Here is a 20,750-nt window from a genome sequence, read left to right as displayed (position 1 = left end):
GCACTGTGAAGCTGGTGTACCGCACCCGCGTGGCGAACGCAGGCCGCGTGCGGTACGGGTCGTGCGGCTCGTCGGGATCCGGGTAGAGGGCCGGATTGCCGGGAGCGGGTGGTCGGCGGGGCGGGTAGAGGGCCGCGGGTCCGTGTCGACCGGGTGGTGCCGGGTGGCACCGGGGTACGGCGGGCCGTACCGGGGAAGCCGGATCAGGCAGCGGCGTTGACGCGCTTGGTGATCGCGGACTTCTTGTTGGCGGCCTGGTTCTTGTGGATGACGCCCTTGCTCACGGCCTTGTCGAGGGCCTTGGAGGCGGCGCGGGCCAGCTCGGTGGCCTTCTCGGACTCACCGGCGGCAGCGGCCTCGCGGGCCTTGCGCAGGGCGGTCTTCAGCGAGGACTTGACGGCCTTGTTGCGCAGGCGCGCCTTCTCGTTGGTCTTGTTGCGCTTGATCTGGGACTTGATGTTCGCCACGAAAGAGCCTCAGTCTGTGTGAATCGTTGCTACGACGGGTCGCACCCCGGTTGCCGCTCGGGCAGCTGAGAGGGCATGCCGAGGGCGGAGTGCAGCGGCCCACGCTACCAGGGGCGTCCCGGCCCGCCCAAACCGGACCGCCGGTCCCTGCCGCAGGCCCTGTCGCGGGCCTGGGGGCGGGCCCGGTCGCCGGCCCGGCGGCCGACGGGCCGTCAGGCGGTGAGCAGCGGCTCGCCGTAGTGCTCGACGGCCGGGAACGGGTCGTAGAAGCGGTGCAGCAGTTCGCGCCAGCGCGCGTACTCGGGGGAGCGGCGGAAGCCCTCGGTGTGGTCCTCCAGGGTGTCCCAGCCGACCTGGAGCAGGAAGCGCGAGGTGCGCCCCCCGTCCAGGCAGCGGCGCAGTTCGAGGGAGCGGAAGCCGTGCTGGGCGGCGATCAGCGGGCGGGCCTCGGCGAAGGCGGCGAGGAAGTCCTGCTCCTGGCCGGGGCGGACGTCGAGCAGGGCGCTTTCCAAGATCATGCGGCGATCGTCCCGCACACCCGCTCGGGCGGGAAGGCCCGAGGGTCGTTCGGCATGGGAGGATGGACGGAACCATTATTGATCGGATCAGAAATCGGACCAAGGTGCCCGCGACCCCCAGCAACGTGCCAGAGCCCAGCCGTACTGACCCGGCGGTGATTCGCAACTTCTGCATCATCGCCCACATCGACCACGGCAAGTCGACGCTCGCCGACCGGATGCTGCAGATCACCGGCGTGGTGGACCCCCGGCAGATGCGCGCCCAGTACCTCGACCGGATGGACATCGAGCGCGAGCGCGGCATCACCATCAAGTCCCAGGCCGTCCGCCTCCCGTGGGCGCCGCGGTCCGGTGAGCACGCGGGCACGACGCACATCCTCAACATGATCGACACCCCCGGCCACGTGGACTTCACGTACGAGGTGTCCCGCTCCCTCGCGGCCTGCGAGGGAACCATCCTGGTCGTCGACGCCGCCCAGGGCATCGAGGCGCAGACCCTCGCCAACCTGTACCTGGCGCTGGAGAACGACCTCACGATCATCCCGGTGCTCAACAAGATCGACCTGCCGGCCGCCCAGCCGGAGAAGTACGCCGCCGAGATCGCGCACATCATCGGCTGCGACCCGAACGACGTGCTGAAGGTCTCCGCCAAGACCGGCCTCGGCGTCGAGGACCTGCTCGACCACGTGGTCGAGAAGATCCCGGCTCCGGTCGGGCGCAAGGACGCCCCGGCCCGCGCGATGATCTTCGACTCGGTGTACGACGCCTACCGCGGCGTGGTCACCTACGTGCGAGTGGTGGACGGCCAGCTCACCAAGCGCGAGCGGATCGCCATGATGTCCACCGGCGCGACCCACGAGCTGCTGGAGATCGGCGTCATCTCGCCGGAGCCGAAGGTCGCCGACGGCCTCGGCGTCGGCGAGGTGGGCTACATCATCACCGGTGTGAAGGACGTCCGGCAGTCCAAGGTCGGCGACACCATCACCTCGCAGAACAAGGGCGCCACCGAGGCCCTCGGCGGCTACAAGGACCCGCGCCCGATGGTGTTCTCCGGCCTCTACCCGCTGGACGGCTCGGACTACCCGCTGCTCCGCGACGCCCTGGACAAGCTGCGGCTGAACGACGCGGCGCTGGTCTACGAGCCGGAGACCTCGGTTGCGCTCGGCTTCGGCTACCGCTGCGGCTTCCTCGGCCTGCTGCACCTGGAGATCATCCGGGAGCGCCTGGAGCGCGAGTTCAACCTCGACCTGATCTCCACCGCCCCGAACGTGATCTACCGGGTGATCATGGAGGACGGCACCGAGCACACCGTCACCAACCCGAGCGAGTTCCCCACCGGCAAGATCGCCGAGGTGTACGAGCCGGTGGTGCGCGGCACCATCCTCGCCCCGAACGAGTTCGTCGGCGCGATCATGGAGCTCTGCCAGTCCCGCCGCGGCACCCTGCAGGGCATGGACTACCTCTCCGAGGACCGGGTGGAGCTGCGCTACACCCTCCCGCTGGCCGAGATCGTCTTCGACTTCTTCGACCAGCTGAAGTCCAAGACCCGCGGCTACGCCTCGCTCGACTACGAGCCCATCGGCGAGCAGTCCGCCAACCTGGTCAAGGTCGACATCCTGCTGCACGGCGACGCGGTGGACGCGTTCTCCGCGATCGTGCACAAGGACAAGGCCTACAACTACGGCGTGATGATGGCCGGCAAGCTGCAGAAGCTGATCCCGCGCCAGCAGTTCGAGGTGCCGATCCAGGCCGCGATCGGCTCCCGGGTGATCGCCCGCGAGACGGTCCGGGCGATCCGCAAGGACGTCCTCGCCAAGTGCTACGGCGGTGACATCTCGCGCAAGCGCAAGCTGTTGGAGAAGCAGAAGGAAGGCAAGAAGCGGATGAAGATGGTCGGCCGGGTGGAGGTCCCGCAGGAGGCCTTCATCGCCGCGCTGTCGACGGACGCGGAGGCCCCGAAGGAGAAGAAGTAGCTCTGGAGCGGTCCACGCCGGCGGGCCGGCACCCCTGACGAGGGGTGCCGGCCCGCCGCCGTCCGGCCCGCCGCCGTCCGACAGCGACGGACTCGGCGCAGCGACGGACCCGGCGCAGTGACGGCACTCGGCCCGCCGCCGGCGGTCAGCGCAGCGACAGCGGCAGGCCCTTGACGATGCCGGCCTTGACCAGCCGGCCGGCCGGGCCGGTCAGCACCCGGGGCCGCATCGAGTCGTCGCCGTGGATCAGCTGCACCAGCGCCTCGCCGCGCCCCAGGCTCAGGCACTGGGTGACGTAGCGGAACGAGAACGGCTTGCCGGTGCGGCCGGTGAGCAGCTTCGCCAGGTAGCGGCCCTGCGGCATGGCGGTGGCGCAGGCCATCCGGAGTTCGCCGGTGCCGGGCAGGTCGACGGCGGCGGCGTCGCCGATCACGTACACGTCGGGGTGCGAGAGCGAGCGCAGGTGGTCGTCCACCAGGGCGCGGCCGCGGGCGTTGACGGCCAGGCCGGACTCGGCGGCCAGCGGGTGCGGCTCCAGCGAGGCGGCCCACACCACCACCTGCGCCGGGACGTCCCCGTCCGGGCAGGTCAGCCCGTCCGCGGTGACGGCGGTGACCCGGTGCTCCTCGTCGACCCGCACCCCGAGGCGGCCGAGCACCGCCAGGACGTGCGCCCGGCCGCGTGCCGACAGCCAGCCGCCGACCCGGCCGGCGGCGACCAGCCGGACCTGCCAGGCCGGGTACGCCTCGGCCAGTTCGGTGGCCAGTTCGATGCCGGTCGGGCCGCCGCCGACCACCGCGACGGTGCCGGGCGCGGGGGCCCCGGCGAGGCGGCGGCGCAGTTCCTCGGCGCGCTCCGCCGAGTACGCGTGCTCGGCGGCCCCCGGGACGCCGCCCCAGGCGGTGCGGCTGCCGAGCGCGTACACCAGGGTGTCGTAGGCCAGCCGCCCGCCGTCCTCGGTGCGCACCTCGCGGGCGTCCAGGTCGATCCCGACGGCCCGGGTGGCCCGGTGGGCGACCCGGCGGCCGCGCAGCACGCGGGCGATCTCGGGGCGGGCCACCGTCCGGCCCGCGGCGATCTCGTGCTGCCGGACGCGGTGGGCGAAGCGCTGCTCGGGGGCGACCAGGGTGACCCGGTCCGGCCCGCGGCCGATCCCGGCGGCGGCGGACAGCCCCGCGTAGCCCGCGCCGATCACCACGATGTGCTTGCCGGTCATCTCGTCCTCCTCCGTGACCCCGCCGGTGGCGGTTCTGGAAGGGGGACGGGGCAGCCCGGACGGGTGTGACCGTGAGCCGGGTCACACCGCAGCCGGCCGGGTCACTCCGCCGCGAGGTGCCCCAGCTTCTCCGGGTTGACCATCACGTACGCGGCGGTGATCCGGCCGTTCGCGACGGTGAACGCCATCACGCAGCCGACCGTGCCGGGCGCCGCGTACCAGAGCGCGCCGGTCTCGCCGTTGACCGTGGCCGGCAGCAGCGGGTGCTCCGGGTCGACCACGCGGGTGGTGAGCTTGCGCAGCAGCCGGGCCACCCGGAGCGCGCCGAACACCGGGCGGCGCACCGCGTTGACGATGCCGCCGCCGTCGGCGTGCCAGGCCACCTCGGGGTCGAGCAGCTCCATCAGCGCGGCCAGGTCGCCGCCGGTGGCCGCGGCGATGAACGCCGTCACCACCCGGTGGTGCTCGGCCGGGTCGACCGGCCCGTGCCGACCGCCGTCGCGGACCCGGCGGCGGGCCCGGGAGGCGAGCTTGCGGGCGGCCTCGGGGGAGCGGTCCAGGGCCGGGGCGATCTCGTCGAAGCCGACCGCGAACACGTCGTGCAGCACGAACGCCGCCCGCTCGGCCGGGGTCAGCTGCTCCATCACCGCCAGCATCGCCACCGACACCGCCTCGCCCAGCTCGGCCTGTTCGGCGGGGGAGTCCGCGGCGGTGAGCACCGGTTCCGGCAGCCACTCGCCGACGTACGCCTCCCGGCGGGCCCGGGCCGAGCCCAGCTGGTCGTAGCAGAGCCGGGTGACCACCGTGGTCAGGTACGCGCGCGGGTCGGAGACCGTCGAGCGGTCGGCGGACTGCCAGCGCAGCCAGGCGTCCTGGAGCACGTCCTCGGCGTCCGTGACCGAGCCCAGCAGCCGGTAGGCCACCGCGCCCAGGTAGCGGCGCTCGGTCTGGAAGGCGTCCACCGGCCCGGCGGGTCCGGGGCCGGGACGGCGGGTGAGGGCGGGAGTCGGATCGGCCACCCGCCCACGGTAGCGCGCCGTACGGGGGCCGCCGCGTCCGGTGCGTGACCCGGCGTCAGCGGACGGGAAACGCCGGGGGAGGCCCGCCCCGTGGCGGACCTCCCCCGGCGCGGCGGGCGGTGCGGGGTCAGTCGACCTCGGCCACCGCCTGGGCGAACTGGGCCTGGTAGAGGCGCGCGTAGGCGCCGTCCGCGGCGATCAGCTCGTCGTGGGTGCCCTGTTCGACGATCGAGCCGTTCTCCATCACCAGGATCACGTCGGCGTCCCGGATGGTGGAGAGGCGGTGGGCGATCACGAAACTGGTGCGGCCGGTGCGCAGTTCGGCCATGGCGCGCTGGATCAGGACCTCGGTGCGGGTGTCGACGGAGCTGGTGGCCTCGTCGAGGACCAGGATCGAGGGCTGGGCGAGGAAGGCCCGGGCGATGGTGATCAGCTGCTTCTCGCCCGCGCTGACGCCGGTGCCCTCGTCGTCCAGGACGGTGTCGTAGCCCTCGGGCAGGGTCCGCACGAAGCGGTCGACGTGGGCGGCCCTCGCGGCCGCGACCACCTGTTCGCGGGTGGCGCTCTCCGCGCCGTAGGCGATGTTCTCGGCGATGGTGCCGCCGAACAGCCAGGTGTCCTGGAGCACCATGCCGATGCCGGAGCGCAGTTCCTCGCGGGACATCGCGGCGATGTCCACCCCGTCCAGGGTGATCCGGCCGCCGCTGACCTCGTAGAACCGCATCAGCAGGTTGACCATGGTGGTCTTGCCGGCGCCGGTCGGGCCGACGATGGCCACCGTGTGGCCGGGCTCGACCTTCAGGGACAGCCCGTCGATGAGCGGCTTGTCGGGGTCGTAGCGGAAGGAGACGTCCTCGAACGCGACCCGGCCGCGGACCTCGGCGGGGTGCTCGGGGTGCTGCGGCTCGGGGGACTGCTCCTCGGCGTCCAGCAGTTCGAAGACCCGCTCGGCGGAGGCGACGCCGGACTGCACCAGGTTGGCCATCGAGGCGACCTGGCTGAGCGGCTGGCTGAACTGCCGGGAGTACTGGATGAACGCCTGCACGTCGCCGATGGACAGCGCGCCGGAGGCCACCCGCAGGCCGCCGACCACCGCGACCAGCACGTAGTTGATGTTGCCGACCAGCATCATCGCGGGCTGGATGATGCCCGAGATGAACTGCGCCCGGAAGGACGCCTCGTAGAGCGCCTGGTTCTCCTTGTCGAAGAGCTCCGCGGCCTCCTGCTGGCGGCCGAAGACCTTCACCAGGCTGTGCCCGGTGAACATCTCCTCGATGTGCGCGTTGAGCTTGCCGGTGGAGCCCCACTGCTTGATGAACTGCGGCTGGGCGCGCTTGCCGACCTTGGTGGCGACCACCACCGAGACCGGCACCGAGATCAGCGCGATCACCGCCAGCAGCGGCGAGATCCAGAACATCATCGCCAGCACGCCGACGATGGTGAGCAGCGAGTTCACCACCTGGCCCATGGTCTGCTGCATGGACTGGTTGATGTTGTCGATGTCGTTGGTGACCCGGCTGAGCACCTCGCCGCGCGGCTGGCGGTCGAAGTAGCTGAGCGGCAGCCGGGACAGCTTCGCCTCGACCTCCTCGCGCAGCCGGAACACCGTCCGGTTGATCGCCAGCGCGGCCAGCCGGCCCTGGAGGATGCCGAACAGGACGGCCACCAGGTAGATGCCCAGCACCCAGAGCAGGATGCCGCCGATGGCGCCGAAGTCCATGCCCCGGCCGGGCGTGAAGTCGATCGAGGAGAGCAGGTCGGCGATGTTGCCCTCGCCCTTGGCGCGCAGCCCGTCCAGGACGGCCTGCTTGCTGGGGGCGCCCGCGAAGCGCGGACCGGTGGCCCCGGCGACGATCAGGTCGGTGGCCTTGCCGAGCACCCGGGGGCCGGCCACCGCGCAGCCGACGGAGAGCGCGCCCAGGCCGAGCACGGTGAGCAGCAGCTTGCGCTCGGGGCCGAGCAGGCCGAGCAGGCGCTTGGCGGAGCCGCCGAAGTCCTTGGACTTCTCGGTGCCCTGCGCGCCCATGAACCGGCCCGGACCGCCGCCGCCGCGCCGGGCCGCCGCCTCCTGCGAACCGGACGGCTCGGGCGCCTCGGGCGCCTCGGCGGCCCCGTCGGCCGAGGCCGCGGCCGCGGACTTGGACAGGTCGGGCTTGTCGGGGGTGGTCACGCCGCCTCCTGCTCGGTGAGCTGGGAGAGCACGATCTCCCGGTACGTCGGATTGCCGGCCATCAGCTCCTGGTGGGTGCCGGTGCCGACGACGGCGCCCTCGTCGAGGACGATGATGCGGTCGGCGTCGCGGATGGTGGAGACCCGCTGGGCGACGATCACCACGGTGGCGTCCCCGGTCTCCCGGGAGAGCGCGGCGCGCAGCCGGGCGTCGGTGGCGTAGTCGAGGGCAGAGAAGGAGTCGTCGAACAGGTAGATCTCGGGCCGGCGGACCAGCGCGCGGGCGATCGCCAGGCGCTGGCGCTGGCCGCCGGAGACGTTGGTGCCGCCCTGGGCGATCGGGGCGTCCAGGCCCTCGGGGAACTTCTGCACGAAGTCCTTGGCCTGGGCGGTCTCCAGCGCCTGCCAGAGCTCCTCGTCGGTGGCCTCGGGCTTGCCGTAGCGCAGGTTGGAGGCGACGGTGCCGGAGAACAGGTACGGCTTCTGCGGGACCAGCCCGATGATCTCGGACAGCTTCCGCGGGTCGAGCTCGCGGACGTCCACGCCGTCGATCAGGACCTCGCCGCCGGTGGCGTCGAACAGCCGGGGGACCAGCCCGAGCAGGGTGGTCTTGCCGGAGCCGGTGGAGCCGATGACGGCGGTGGTCTCGCCGGGCCGGGCGGTCAGGTCGACGCCGCGCAGCACGGGCGCCTCGGCGCCGGGGTAGCGGAAGTCGACGCCGCGCAGCTCCAGGGTGCCGCGGGCGCGCAGCTCGGTGACCGGGTGCAGCGGCGGCACGACGCTGGACTCGGTGTCCAGCACCTCCTGGATGCGTTCGGCGCAGACCTCGGCGCGCGGCACCATCATGAACATGAAGGTGGCCATCATGACGCTCATCAGGATCTGCATCAGGTAGGTGAGGAACGCGGTGAGCGCGCCGATCTGCATCCCGCCGCTGTTGATGCGGTGCGCGCCGAACCAGAAGACCGCGACGCTGGAGACGTTCACGACGCCCATCACGATCGGGAACATCAGCGACATCAGCCGACCGACCCGCAGCGAGTAGTCGGCGAGCTCGCCGTTGGCGCCGGTGAAGCGCTGCTTCTCGTGGTCGTCCTTGACGAAGGCCCGGATGACCCGGATGCCGGTGATCTGCTCGCGCATGATCCGGTTGACCGCGTCGATCCGGGTCTGCATGCCGCGGAACTGCGGGCGCATCCTGGAGACCAGCACGGTGACCACCAGGCCCAGCGCGGGGACCACGGCGAGCAGCAGGCCGGACAGCGGCACGTCCTGGTTCAGCGCCATGACCACGCCGCCGACGCACATGATCGGCGCGGCGACCATCAGGGTGAAGGTCATCAGGGCCAGCATCTGGACCTGCTGGACGTCGTTGGTGGTGCGGGTGATCAGCGAGGGCGCGCCGAACTGGTTGAGCTCGCGGGCGGAGAAGTCCTGCACCCGGGAGAACACCGCGGAGCGGATGTCCCGGCCGATGGACATGGCGGTGCGCGCGCCGTAGTAGACCGCGCCGATCGAACAGGCGGCCTGGGCCAGCGACACGCCGACCATGACCGCGCCGACCCGGAGGATGTAGCCGGTGTCGCCCTTGAGCACGCCGCTGTCGATGATGTCCGCGTTCAGCGTCGGCAGGTAGAGCATGCCGATGGTGGACACCAGTTGGAGCAGCACCAGCAGGGTGATGTCCCTGGAATAGGGGCCCAGATGGGCACGTAGGAGTCTGAAAAGCACCGTGACACTCTCGTCTGCGAAGGGGATGAGCGCATCCCGATTTCGGGTACCTGTGGGAAAGCTTCACGTCCGGACGGGTCCTGCACTGCCGACCGGGGAGCGTGCCAGCCCGCGCCACCCCCTTACGGATCGGCTTTCCACCCCCTAGGCTGCTGGTGCCCTCTTGTTACTCACCGGTTAAGTCGGTGGCCGGCCGCCCCCACGGCCGGTGTCCGCCCACTCTCGGTCCACCCGCCCCCGGAGGTCCTCGTTGAGTTCCGCGCAGTCCATGATCGAGCGGCGTCCGCCCTCCGTGGCGCACCTTTTGCTCAGCAGGGTAAAGGCCACCCCGAACGGTGAGGCCTACCGGTACCCGGTTCCGGTGGACGAGCAGGCCGCGGACAGCACCCCCGGCGCCGAGCAGTGGCGCTCGCTGACCTGGGCGCAGGCCCACCGGCGGATCACCGCGGTGGCGGCCGGCCTGATGGCGCTGGGCATCCGGGCCGAGGACCGGGTGGCGATCGCCTCCGCCACCCGGATCGAGTGGATCCTCGCCGACCTCGGCAACATGTGCGCCGGCGCCGCCACCACCACCGTCTACCCGAGCACCAACGCCGACGAGACCGCGTTCATCCTGGCCAACTCCGGCAGCCGCGCGCTGTTCGCCGAGAACGAGGGCCAGCTGCGCAAGGCCGCCGAGCAGAAGGCCGCGCTGCCCGAGCTGGAGTGGGTGGTCCTGTTCGACGCCCCGGCCGGCGGCGCCCCGCAGGCCGACGGCCTGACCGTGCTCACCCTGGCCGAGCTGGAGGAGCGCGGCGCCGCGCACCTGGCCGAGCACCCCGACGCGGTGCAGAAGGCCGTCGACTCGCTCGACAAGGAGCAGCTCGCCACCCTGATCTACACCTCCGGCACCACCGGCCGCCCCAAGGGCGTGCGCCTGGTGCACGACTGCTGGGCGTACGAGGGCGTGGCGCAGGAGGAGAGCGGGCTGCTGCGCGCGGACGACGTGCAGTTCATGTGGCTGCCGCTGTCGCACGTGTTCGGCAAGACGCTGATCTCCGGCCAGATCGCCACCGGCCACGTGATGGCGGTGGACGGCCGGGTGGACCGGATCATCCACAACCTGCCGGTGATCCGCCCGACCCTGATGGCCTCCGCGCCGCGGATCTTCGAGAAGGTCTACAACGGCATCGCGGGCAAGGCCCGGGCCGAGGGCGGCGCCAAGTACAAGATCTTCCTGTGGGCGGCCGGGGTGGCCCGCCAGTACGCGCAGACCGTCCAGGCCAGCAAGGTCGCCACCGGGCGGGAGAGCGCCCCGCTGGGCCTGCGGCTGCAGCACTCGCTGGCCGACAAGCTGGTGTACACCAAGATCCGGGCGGCGTTCGGCGGCCGGCTGCGCGGCGCGGTCTCCGGCAGCGCGGCCCTGGCGCCGGAGATCGGCTACTTCTTCAAGGGCGCGGGCGTCCCGGTGCTGGAGGGCTACGGCCTGACCGAGACCTCGGCCGGCTCCACCGTCAACCGGGCCGAGGACTTCCGGGTCGGCACCGTCGGCCTGCCGCTGCCCGGTACCGAGGTGCGGATCGCCGAGGACGGCGAGATCCTGCTGCGCGGCCCGGGCGTCATGCGCGGCTACCACGAGATGCCCGAGCAGACCGCCGAGGTGCTGGAGCCGGACGGCTGGTTCCACACCGGCGACATCGGCGAGCTCGGCGAGGGCGGCTACCTGCGGATCACCGACCGCAAGAAGGACATGTTCAAGACCTCCGGCGGCAAGTACGTCGCGCCCAGCGAGGTCGAGGGCAAGTTCAAGGCGATCTGCCCGTTCGTCAGCAACATCCTGGTGATCGGCAACGGCCGCAACTACTGCACCGCGCTGATCGGCCTGGACGAGGCGGTGATCATGCCGTGGGCCGCCGAGCACGGCCTGGCCGGCAAGCCGTACGCCGAGGTGGTCGCCGACCCGGCCACCGTCGAACTGATCGACGGCTTCGTCGAGCGCCTCAACGGCGAGCTGCAGCGCTGGCAGACGATCAAGAAGTTCGCGCTGCTCCCGCGCGACCTGGACATCGAGCACGGCGAACTCACCCCGAGCCTGAAGATCAAGCGCCCGGTGGTCGAGCGGACGTACGCCGACGAGGTCAGCGCGATGTACGCGGGCGCCAACGAGGCCTGAGCGGCCTCCGCCGCCCGGCCCGTCCGGTGCGGCCGTCGGACCCCTTTCGGGTTTCGCCGGCCGCTACCGGACAATGGGCGCATGCCCTCCGCACTCCCCGACGGCGAACCCGTGCCGTCCGACGGCTCGCTGCCCGCCCCCGCCCTGCACGGACTCGGCGCGCGGCCGTTCGGCTTCTACCTGCACGTGCCGTACTGCGCCAGCCGCTGCGGCTACTGCGACTTCAACACCTACACCGCCACCGAGCTGCGCTCCTCCGGCGCGGTCGCCTCGCAGGAGACCTACGCGGACAACGTGATCGCCGAGATCCGGCTGGCCCGCCGCGTCCTCGGCGACACCGAGCTGCCGGTCGGGACGGTCTTCCTCGGCGGCGGCACCCCCACCCTGCTGCCCGCCCGCGACCTGGTGCGGATGCTGGCCGCGCTGCGCGAGGAGTTCGGGCTCGCCCCCGGCGCCGAGGTCACCACCGAGGCCAACCCCGAGTCCGTCGACCCGGCGTACCTGGCCGAACTGCGCGAGGGCGGCTACAACCGGATCTCCTTCGGCATGCAGAGCGCCCGCCCGCACGTGCTCGCCCTGCTCGACCGCCACCACACCCCCGGCCGCCCCGAGGCCTGCGTCGCCGAGGCCCGCGCGGCCGGCTTCGAGCACGTCAACCTCGACCTGATCTACGGCACCCCCGGCGAGTCCGACCAGGACTGGCAGGCCTCGCTGGACGCCGCCATCGGCGCCGGACCGGACCACGTCTCCGCCTACTCGCTGATCGTCGAGGACGGCACCCGGCTGGCCGCCCGGGTCAAGCGCGGCGAACTGCCGATGATCGACGACGACGTGCACGCCGACCGCTACCTGATGGCCGATCAGGCGCTCGCCGCCGCCGGCTACCACTGGTACGAGGTCTCCAACTGGGCCACCACCCCCGAGGGTCGCTGCCGCCACAACGAGCTGTACTGGACCGGCGCCGACTGGTGGGGCGCCGGCCCCGGCGCGCACAGCCACGTCGGCGGCGTCCGCTGGTGGAACGCCAAGCACCCGGCCGCGTACGCCCAGGCCCTCGCCGAGGGCCGCACCCCCGCGCTCGGCCGCGAAGTGCTCGCCGACGAGGACCGCCGGGTCGAACGCATCCTGCTCGAACTGCGCCTCGCCGAGGGCTGCCCGCTCGACCTGCTCACCGCCGCCGGCCGCGCCGCCGCCGACCGGGCCCTCGCCGACGGCCTGCTGGAACCCGGACCGTACGCGGCCGGCCGGGCCGCGCTGACCCTGCGCGGGCGGCTGCTGGCGGACGGGGTGGTCCGCGACCTGGTCGACTGACGGCGGCGGCGGGCAAGGTACGGGGGCCGGGCACGGGGGCGGGCCGGGCGGTGCCGGGACGGGGTGAAACGGTCCGGCGCGCTGCGGCCAAGTACTCGGTGGAGGAACCGCACGGGGTTCCCCGACCGAGGAGGGACGCATGCGCACACCCCAGCGGCAGCGCCGCGCCGCGAGTCCCGAGGACCGCCCGCCGGAACTGACCGCACCGGACGGCTTCGGCGCGTTCTACCACCAGCACGTCGACGCGGTGCTCGGCTTCGTCACCCGCCGGGTCAGCGACCCGCACCTGGCCGCCGACCTGACCGCCGACATCTTCGTCGCCGCCCTGGAGGCCGCCGACGGCTACCGCCCCGAGCGCGGCAGCGCGATCGGCTGGCTGTACGGCATCGCCCGCCACACCATCGCCGGACACCGCCGGGGCGACGACCGCGAACGCCGCGCGCTCGGCCGCCTCCAGGGCCGCCGGCTGCTCGCCGAGGAGGACATCCTCGCCCTGGAGGAGCGGATCGACGCCGAGCGCGCCGTCCGCGACCTCGCGCAGCGGCACGCCGGGCTCAGCGCCCCGCTGCGCGAGGTGCTCGACCTGGTCGTCATGGACGGCCTGAGCACCGCCGAGGCCGCCCAGGCCCTCGGCATCTCCCAGGCCACCGTCCGGGTGCGGATGCACCGCGCCCGCCGCCGGCTGGGCGCCGGGCCCGAGGCCGCCCGCCCGGCCCCGGAGCCGCCGCTCCGCCGGGCCGCCAAGACCGAACCGATGCTCGAGGTGACCTCGTGACCAGCACCGACCGCACCCCGTCCACCGCCGCCTTCGAGCGCAGGCTCGGTGAGGAACTGATCGCCATGGCCGCCGAGCGCACCGCTGAGCGCACGACCGAGCGCGCCGCCGGGAGCACCGCGGGGAGCACCGTGGGGAGCGCCGCCACCGTCCCCGCCCCGCGCCGCGCGCTGCTGCGCCGCCCGCTGCCGGCCGCCCTCGCGGTCGGCGCGGCGGCCGTCGCCACCGCCGTGGTGCTGCCCGCCGTGCTCGGCGGTGGGCAGGGCGGCAACGCGGCCTACGCGGTCACCGAGGAGTCCGACGGCACCTTCCTGCTCGAACTGCGCGACCCGACCGGGCTGTCCGACATGGTCGCCGAGCTACGGGGGCACGGCGTCAAGGCGGCCGGGCTCAAGCACGTGCAGGGCACCGCCGACGACCACTGCCCGGACGCCCCCGACCAGCCGTCGCGGGCCCCGGCCGCGGTCCGGAGCGAACCGGGCGACCACGCCGCGGAGCGGATCGACCCCAGCCGGATCCCGGCCGGTGCGACGGTGCTGCTGCGGTTCTGGTCCTACGACGCCGACTCGCCCGGGGCGTGGGTCTTCAACGCCACGGTGGTCGACACGGTGCCCGCCTGCCTGCCCGCGCTGCGGGGCACGGAGGTGAGCCGGCAGAGTCCCGTCCCGGTCCCGTCCGACGCACCCCCGTCGGGCGTCCCCTCCGGTGGGGCGACCCCGGTCCCGACCGCGCCCGTCCCCTCCGGCACCGGGATCCCGACCCCGTCCGGCAGCCCGGGCGGCCGGATCCTGGGCTAGGTCCGGCCCGGCGGCTCAGGACCCGTCCGCGCCGGGCAGCGTGACGAAGTCGATCAACTCCTCGACCCGGCCGAGCAGTTCCGGCTCCAGGTCCTTCCAGCCGTCGACCGCGGCGAGGATCCGCCGCCAGGCCGCGGGGGTGTCCACCGGCCAGCCCAGCCGGCGGCACACCCCCTCCTTCCAGACCTCGCCGCGCGGCACCGCGGGCCAGGCGGGGATGCCCAGGGCGGACGGCTTGACGGCCTGCCAGACGTCCACGTACGGGTGGCCGACGACCAGCACGTGGTCGCCGGTCACCCGCTCGGCGATCCGGTGCTCCTTGGTGCCGGGCAGCAGGTGGTCGACCAGCACGCCCAGTCGGCGGCCGGGGCCGGGGGCGAAGGAGTCGACGATGGCGGGCAGGTCGTCCACGCCCTCCAGGTACTCCACCACCACGCCCTCGACCCGCAGGTCGTCGCCCCAGACCCGCTCGACCAGCTCGGCGTCGTGCCGGCCCTCGACGTAGATCCGCGACTCCCGCGCCACCCGGGCCCGGGCCCCCGGCACCGCGACCGACCCCGACGCGGTGCGCCCCGGCCCGCGCGGCGGCGCCGGAGCCGCGGCGACGGGCCGCACCAGCGTCACCACCCGCCCCTCCAGCAGGAACCCGCGCGGCACCAGCGGGAACACCCGGTGCTTGCCGAACCGGTCCTCCAACGTGACGGTGAACCCCTCCGCGGTCCGCTCGCAGCGCACCACCGCCCCGCAGAACCCGGTCGCCGCCTCCTCCACCACCAGGTCCCGCTCCGCCGCCACCTCCGGCGCCGCCTGCTGCCGCTTCCACGGCGGGGTCAGATCCGGCCCGTACTCCCTGCTCCGCATGGGCGGCAGTCTACGGAAGCCGACAGCCCGTCAACCCGCGTACGGCGCCGCCACCGCTAGCACCTCGGCGATCCGCCCGCCGACCGCCGCGCCGTGCGGCAGCGCCCGCACCTGCGGCGCGCCCCAGCGCGGGCGCACGCCGCGCACCGCCAGCAGGTGCACCACCCGCAGGGTGCGCAGGGTGTTGGAGACCTCGGCGGGCACCGGCCCGGGCTCCCCGGTGGCGAACACCTCGGCCACCGCGTCCAGCCAGCCGACCGCCTGGCGCTCCGTCAGCTCCGGCCGGGTCAGGGTCAGCGCGAGCGCGTGGCCGAGGCGGTCGTCCTCCATCGCGTCGAAGACGTGGCCGGTCGGGGCGAGCAGCCGGGCCGCGCCGAGCGCGGTCAGCGGCTCGGGGTCGACCTCCGGGTGCTGCCCGAACGCGGCGAGCAGGTCCGCGCCGTGCGCGACGGCGTGCAGCCAGCCCAGCTCGGGGTGGTGGCCGCGCAGGTCGGTCTCGGCCGGGTACCAGCGGGCGAAGGCGGCCGGCCACGCGGGCCGCAGGGTGCCGGTGCGCACGACGGCGGCCAGCACCAGCGGGGCGAACGTCCGCGCCTGGACCTCGGTGTCCTCGAAGCGGGCCGCCATCGCGTCGCCGAGCGCGAGCCGGCGCTCCTCCGGCAGCCCGGGCACCCAGCCGACCAGCCGGGGGTAGGCGCGCCCGTCGCGCTCCGCCGGGTCGGGCGAGCGCAGCGCCGCGCTGACGGCGGACAGTTCGGCGTCGGTGGGGTCGCGGTCGGCGAGGGCGGTCCAGTCGATCACGGTCGATCACCCTAGGTGCCCCGCCCGGTCGGTGCGTGGGATATTGCGGGGTGGGGACGGCGAACGGGGGATCGGTGCGTGGGCGGGGGTGGGTGGCGGGGGTGGTGGCCGTCGGGGTGGTGCTGGGTGGGGGTGGGTGTGCGGGGCGGGGCGGGGAGCAGCGGCCGGGGCGGTTGCGGGACCTGCTGCTGAGTGCGGAGCGGCTGCCGCCGGGGTACGTGCTGCGGGCGGGGGCGGCGGGCCTGGCCACGACCGGGGCAGCGGGGGGCGGGGCGAGTCCGGGGCCGCTGGTGGCGGTGGACTGCGGGGAGTTCGACACCGGGTCCTTCCTGACCCGGCACGCCCCGCCGCTGGAGGACGTCGCGGTGGGGCTGGAGCGCGTCCCGGCGGGCGGCCGGGACCGGGGCTGGTCGGGCCGGGAGTCGCTGGAGCGCTACCCGCCGGGGCGGGCCGGCCGGGTGCTGGCCGACCTCCGGGCCGCGGCGCTGCGGTGCGCCGCGGCCGGTACCGCGGTGGTCGCCGGGAGCGGGAGCGAGCGGACGGTGGCCGTCGAACCGCTGGGGGACGGGCTGCTGCTGCGGGTCACCCGGCGGGCGACCGGCGGCGGCGGCCCGACCTGGATCGACCGGACGGCGGTGGTGCGCAGCGGCGACGTGCTGCTGGTGGTGCAGGAGAGCGGCGGCGAGCGGGAGTCGGCGGAGCTGCCGGTGGTGCTCGGGGCGGCGGTCGCCGCCTACCGGGACGCGGCCGGGGAATGAGGCCGGGCGCTCAGTCCTCGATGCCCGGGGCGCCCCAGACCGGGAACCAGCGGGACAGGTCCGACTCGACCCGCAGGTCGTTGCGGAGCAGGTTGGAGACCTCGATCTCCAGCGGGTTGTCCCGCTTCTCCTGCCCGGCGACCTTGCACATCGGGTAGAAGGTGCCGCGCTTGTACAGGTACACCAGGGCCAGCGAGCGGCCCTCGGCGTCCCGGAAGGCGACCAGCGAGCAGAGCAGCTGCGGGCCGAAGCCGTTGGCCTCCAGCTCGCTGTTGACCGCGTGCAGGTCGTTGACCAGGTCGGGCAGTTCGTCCGGGGTGTGCCGGGCCAGCAGCCAGGAGTACCCGTAGGCGTCCCGGGAGGCCTCGACGGGGACGCCGCCGTGCCCGGTGTCCGCGTCCAGCAGCGCCTTCACCTGCTGCTGGACCTCGGTGAAGGCGGCGCCCTCGACCGCGGCGAAGCACACCGAGCCGAGGCCGGTCGGGGTGAACCCCTTGGCGGCCTGCAGGGTGAGCGCCGCCGACGGGATGCCGAACAGCTGGTCGAGGTCGGGCTTCACGGGCTTGGTCCGGCCGAACAGGGCGTCCAGGAATCCCACGCGGAAGGCTCCTCACTGGTGGTCGGTGGTGGCGGGCTCAGTGCCCGAGCTCGTCGGAGACCTTCCGCAGCTGGGCCAGCCGCTGCTCCAGCGACGGGTGGGTGGACAGCAGCCGGGAGGCGGTCTCCTTGGCGCTCAGCGCCGGGGCGAAGTAGAAGGCGTTGTACGGCTGGGCCTGCCGCAGGTCCTTGGTGGGGATGGCGCCGATCTGCCCGGTCACCTTGGTCAGGGCCGAGGCCAGCGCGGCGGGCCGGCCGGTCAGCTGGGCGGCGGCGCGGTCGGCGGCCAGTTCGCGGTAGCGGGAGAGCAGCCTGGTCAGCAGGAAGCTGATCGCGTACACCACCATCGAGGCCAGCGGGATCAGCACCATGGCGATCGCCGCGTTCTGGTCGTTGCTGTTGCGGTTGCCGCCGCCCATCATCCCGCTGTAGAAGGCGATCCTGGTCATCGCGCCGGCCAGCACGCCGAGGAACCCGGCCACCGTCATCACCGCGACGTCCCGGTGCGCGACGTGCGACAGCTCGTGGGCCAGCACGCCCTCCAGTTCCTCCGGTTCGAGCCGGCGCAGCAGGCCGGTGGTCACGCAGACCACCGCGTTCTGCGGGTTGCGGCCGGTGGCGAAGGCGTTGGGCATGTCGTTGTCGGCGACCGCGACCCGGGGTTTGGGCATGTCGGCCAGCGCGCAGAGCCGGTCGACCGCGCCGTGCAGCTGCGGGTACTGCTCGGGGGTGACTTGGTGGGCGCCCATCGCCCGCTCGGTGATCTTGTCGGAGAACCAGAACTGGGCGACGAACAGGCCGCCGGAGATCAGCACCACCAGCGGCCAGGCGCCGCGCAGCAGCACGATCAGCAGGCCGGTGAAGCCGACGTAGACCAGCCCGATCAGGAACATGGTGGTGACCATCCGGCCGGTCAGGCCGCGGTCGGGGGTGAACCGGGAGTGCTGTGGCGCCGACATCGCTGCTCCTCCTCGTGCGTCGCGCGGTCCGGACCGCGCCGCCGCGGCCGTCCGTCCCGCTCGCCTTCGATGCTGCCACCGGGCGGCCCCGCGGGCACCATCCGAAACGATGGGAATTCGGTGGGAAAGCGACACGCGCGGGGCGGGCCGCGGGCGCTTCGGTCGAGGATCACGTGGGTGGACCGTTCCTGCCGTCAGGCCCGGGCCGTACACTGGCACGTACGGTTCTGGCACTCTGCCCAGTTGAGTGCCAGGCCGGGTCAGACACCGGGTCAACGGACGACGACGGAGGTGCGTGCCCCATGCCAGAGGACGGCAAGCCCGACGGCCGACTGATCGACACGCGCCCGCCGGTCCGGCCGCTCGACGAGCGGCGCCTCGCGGTGCTCCGGGCGATCGTCCAGGACTACGTGGGCACCGAGGAGCCGGTCGGTTCCAAGGCCCTGGTGGAGCGGCACAACCTCGGCGTCTCCCCGGCCACGGTCCGCAACGACATGTCCGCGCTGGAGGAGGAGGGGTACATCCACCAGCCGCACACCAGTGCGGGCCGGATCCCCACCGACAAGGGCTACCGGCTGTTCGTCGACCGGCTCGCCGAGGTCAAGCCGATGACCGCCCCCGAGCGCCGGGCGATCCGGCACTTCCTGGAGGGCGCCGTCGACCTGGACGACGTGGTGGCCCGGACGGTGCGGCTGCTCGCCCAGCTGACCCGGCAGGTCGCGGTGGTCCAGTACCCGTCGCTGACCCGCTCCACGGTGCGGCACATCGAACTGGTGTCGCTCACCCCGACCAAGCTGATGCTGGTGCTGATCACCAACACCGGCCGGGTCGAGCAGCGAATGGTCGACTGCCCGGCCCCGGTCGGCGAGGCGCTGCTCGGGGAGCTGCGGGCCAAGCTCAACGGGATGGCGGGCGGCTGCCGGCTGCCCGAGGTGCCGACCGTCCTGGAGGACCTGCCGGCCGGCTTCGAGCCCGCCGACCGGCCCGCGGTCAGCACCGTGCTGGCGGTCCTGTTCGAGGCGCTGGCCGAACAGAACGAGGAACGGATCATGCTGGCGGGCACCGCCAACCTGACGCGTTTCGGCCATGATTTCCCGCTCACCATCCGGCCGGTCCTGGAGGCCCTGGAGGAGCAGGTGGTGCTGTTGCGCCTGCTGGGTGAGACGGCGGACTCGGCGATGACGGTCCGGATCGGCCACGAGATCGCCTACGAGGGGCTCAATTCCACGTCGGTGGTCTCGGTCGGTTACGGTTCGGGCGACCAGAGCGTGGCAAAGCTGGGAGTGATCGGTCCGACCCGGATGGATTACCCGGGCACAATGGGGGCGGTGCGCGCGGTGGCACGGTACGTCGGCCAGATCCTGGCGGAGTCGTAGCGGGGCGGCCGCAGCGGAACGGCGCAACAAGCAGCGTGCTGTCGCAGGCACTTCTAGAGGCGGAACAAACCGGAGCATTTGGTGGCCACGGACTACTACGCGGTACTCGGCGTCCGACGCGACGCGGGGCAGGACGAGATCAAGAAGGCGTTCCGGCGCCTCGCCCGTGAACTGCACCCGGACGTGAACCCGGACCCGAAGACGCAGGAGCGGTTCAAGGAGATCAACGCCGCCTACGAGGTCCTCTCCGACCCGCAGAAGCGGCAGGTCTACGACCTCGGCGGCGACCCGCTGTCGCCCAACGGCGGCGGCGCGGGCGGCTTCGGCGCTGGCGCGGCCGGGTTCGGCTTCTCCGACATCATGGACGCCTTCTTCGGCGCCGCGACCGGCCAGCGCGGCCCGCGCTCGCGCACCCGCCGCGGCCAGGACGCCATGATCCGGCTGGAGATCACCCTGGAGGAGGCCGCGTTCGGCACCACCAAGGAACTCCAGGTCGACACCGCCGTCACCTGCACCACCTGCAACGGCGAGGGCGCCGCGCCCGGCACCTCCGCGCAGACCTGCGACATGTGCCGCGGCAAGGGCGAGGTCTCCCAGGTCACCCGGTCCTTCCTGGGCCAGGTCATGACCTCCCGCCCCTGCCCGCAGTGCCAGGGCTTCGGCACCGTCGTCCCCACCCCGTGCCCGGAGTGCGCCGGCGACGGCCGGGTCCGCGCCCGCCGCACCCTCACCGTCAAGATCCCGGCCGGCGTCGACAACGGCACCCGGATCCAGCTGGCCGGCGAGGGCGAGGTCGGCCCCGGCGGCGGCCCCGCCGGCGACCTGTACGTGGAGATCGCCGAGACCAGCCACCCGACCTTCCAGCGGCGCGGCGACGACCTGCACTGCACCGTCACCATCCCGATGACCGCCGCCTCGCTCGGCACCCAGGTGCCGCTGCAGACCCTCGACGGCCTGGAGGAGGTCGACATCCGGCCCGGCACCCAGTCCGGCCAGTCGATCCCGCTGCACGGCCGCGGCATCACCCACCTGCGCGGCGGCGGCCGGGGCGACCTGATAGTGCACGTCGAGGTGCAGACGCCCACCAAGCTCGACCCGGAGCAGGAGGAGCTGCTGCGCCGGCTCGCCATGCTGCGCGGCGAGGAGCGTCCCTCCGGGCAGTTCGCGCCCGGCCAGCAGGGCCTGTTCTCCCGGCTGAAGGACGCCTTCAACGGCCGGTGAGACCCGAACGACCCGGGCCGGGAACGGTGCAGGGGCTGCGCGCCCCCGC

General features: G+C 73.3%; 18 protein-coding genes. 8 read left to right on the top strand and 10 right to left on the bottom strand.

Annotation, left to right across the window (positions count from 1 at the left end; genetic code table 11):
* Positions 1–203: 203 nt before the first annotated feature.
* Both rpsT and OU787_RS09765 read right to left on the bottom strand, forming a co-directional pair.
* Positions 204–467, bottom strand: a complete 264-nt coding sequence (gene rpsT, locus OU787_RS09770; protein ID WP_030458212.1) for a 30S ribosomal protein S20 — start codon at positions 465–467, stop codon at positions 204–206.
* A gap of 212 nt (positions 468–679) precedes the next feature.
* Positions 680–985 (bottom strand): antibiotic biosynthesis monooxygenase family protein, encoded by a 306-nt coding sequence (locus OU787_RS09765; RefSeq protein WP_268659119.1) that lies wholly within the window; start codon positions 983–985, stop codon positions 680–682.
* 104 nt (positions 986–1,089) lie between these two features.
* Here OU787_RS09765 and lepA point away from each other — a divergent pair, with 104 nt between their 5' ends.
* Entirely contained in the window at positions 1,090–2,958 is a 1,869-nt protein-coding gene (gene lepA / locus OU787_RS09760; RefSeq protein WP_030458210.1) for a translation elongation factor 4, read from the top strand.
* 145 nt (positions 2,959–3,103) lie between these two features.
* On the opposite strand, the gene OU787_RS09755 is transcribed toward lepA, so the two are convergent.
* The 4 genes from OU787_RS09755 to OU787_RS09740 form a co-directional block, all read right to left on the bottom strand.
* Entirely contained in the window at positions 3,104–4,174 is a 1,071-nt protein-coding gene (locus tag OU787_RS09755) for an NAD(P)/FAD-dependent oxidoreductase (RefSeq protein WP_123555736.1), read from the bottom strand.
* Between the two features lie 101 nt (positions 4,175–4,275).
* On the bottom strand, positions 4,276–5,193 hold the full coding sequence (gene sigJ, locus OU787_RS09750) for an RNA polymerase sigma factor SigJ (RefSeq protein ID WP_268659118.1): 918 nt from the start codon (positions 5,191–5,193) through the stop codon (positions 4,276–4,278).
* A 127-nt stretch (positions 5,194–5,320) separates the two neighbouring features.
* Positions 5,321–7,219, bottom strand: a complete 1,899-nt coding sequence (locus OU787_RS09745; protein ID WP_030458207.1) for an ABC transporter ATP-binding protein — start codon at positions 7,217–7,219, stop codon at positions 5,321–5,323.
* A gap of 140 nt (positions 7,220–7,359) precedes the next feature.
* Positions 7,360–9,093, bottom strand: a complete 1,734-nt coding sequence (locus tag OU787_RS09740; protein ID WP_081966732.1) for an ABC transporter ATP-binding protein — start codon at positions 9,091–9,093, stop codon at positions 7,360–7,362.
* A 250-nt stretch (positions 9,094–9,343) separates the two neighbouring features.
* Here OU787_RS09740 and OU787_RS09735 point away from each other — a divergent pair, with 250 nt between their 5' ends.
* From OU787_RS09735 to OU787_RS09720, 4 genes are all read left to right on the top strand, one after another.
* Entirely contained in the window at positions 9,344–11,245 is a 1,902-nt protein-coding gene (locus OU787_RS09735; RefSeq protein ID WP_268659117.1) for an AMP-dependent synthetase/ligase, read from the top strand.
* 81 nt (positions 11,246–11,326) lie between these two features.
* Positions 11,327–12,556 (top strand): radical SAM family heme chaperone HemW, encoded by a 1,230-nt coding sequence (gene hemW / locus OU787_RS09730; protein WP_268659116.1) that lies wholly within the window; start codon positions 11,327–11,329, stop codon positions 12,554–12,556.
* A gap of 139 nt (positions 12,557–12,695) precedes the next feature.
* Positions 12,696–13,331 carry an RNA polymerase sigma factor gene (locus tag OU787_RS09725; protein WP_268659115.1) on the top strand — a complete coding sequence of 212 codons (636 nt, stop codon included), beginning with the start codon at positions 12,696–12,698 and terminating at the stop codon, positions 13,329–13,331.
* A complete protein-coding gene (locus tag OU787_RS09720; protein WP_268659114.1) occupies positions 13,328–14,128 on the top strand; it encodes a hypothetical protein in 801 nt (266 codons plus the stop codon). Before OU787_RS09725 ends, OU787_RS09720 begins: the two co-directional genes overlap by 4 nt.
* A gap of 15 nt (positions 14,129–14,143) precedes the next feature.
* Here the strand turns inward: OU787_RS09720 and OU787_RS09715 are convergent, their stop codons facing one another.
* Both OU787_RS09715 and OU787_RS09710 read right to left on the bottom strand, forming a co-directional pair.
* Entirely contained in the window at positions 14,144–14,989 is an 846-nt protein-coding gene (locus OU787_RS09715; protein WP_030458201.1) for a DUF3097 domain-containing protein, read from the bottom strand.
* A 30-nt stretch (positions 14,990–15,019) separates the two neighbouring features.
* Positions 15,020–15,790 (bottom strand): DUF2785 domain-containing protein, encoded by a 771-nt coding sequence (locus tag OU787_RS09710; RefSeq protein WP_030458200.1) that lies wholly within the window; start codon positions 15,788–15,790, stop codon positions 15,020–15,022.
* Positions 15,791–15,882: 92 nt separating this feature from the next.
* Here OU787_RS09710 and OU787_RS09705 point away from each other — a divergent pair, with 92 nt between their 5' ends.
* Positions 15,883–16,548, top strand: a complete 666-nt coding sequence (locus OU787_RS09705) for a hypothetical protein (protein WP_268659113.1) — start codon at positions 15,883–15,885, stop codon at positions 16,546–16,548.
* A gap of 10 nt (positions 16,549–16,558) precedes the next feature.
* On the opposite strand, the gene pspAB is transcribed toward OU787_RS09705, so the two are convergent.
* Positions 16,559–17,146: a PspA-associated protein PspAB gene (gene pspAB / locus OU787_RS09700; protein WP_268659112.1), complete on the bottom strand. Its 588-nt coding sequence runs from the start codon at positions 17,144–17,146 to the stop codon at positions 16,559–16,561.
* A gap of 37 nt (positions 17,147–17,183) precedes the next feature.
* Complete coding sequence (gene htpX, locus OU787_RS09695; RefSeq protein ID WP_030458641.1) at positions 17,184–18,104, bottom strand: zinc metalloprotease HtpX; 921 nt, start codon at positions 18,102–18,104, stop codon at positions 17,184–17,186.
* A 302-nt stretch (positions 18,105–18,406) separates the two neighbouring features.
* On the opposite strand from htpX, the gene hrcA reads away from it, so the two are divergent.
* The gene (gene hrcA, locus OU787_RS09690) at positions 18,407–19,480 is read left to right on the top strand and encodes a heat-inducible transcriptional repressor HrcA (RefSeq protein ID WP_051816650.1); all 1,074 of its coding nucleotides are present in this window, start codon (positions 18,407–18,409) and stop codon (positions 19,478–19,480) included.
* A gap of 81 nt (positions 19,481–19,561) precedes the next feature.
* The gene (dnaJ, locus tag OU787_RS09685) at positions 19,562–20,701 is read left to right on the top strand and encodes a molecular chaperone DnaJ (RefSeq protein WP_030458639.1); all 1,140 of its coding nucleotides are present in this window, start codon (positions 19,562–19,564) and stop codon (positions 20,699–20,701) included.
* Positions 20,702–20,750 lie beyond the last annotated feature (49 nt).

Source organism: Kitasatospora sp. YST-16 (assembly GCF_026802215.1).
GTDB classification, from domain to species: Bacteria; Actinomycetota; Actinomycetes; order Streptomycetales; family Streptomycetaceae; genus Kitasatospora; species Kitasatospora cineracea.
This window is presented reverse-complemented; position numbering and strand designations above follow the sequence as displayed.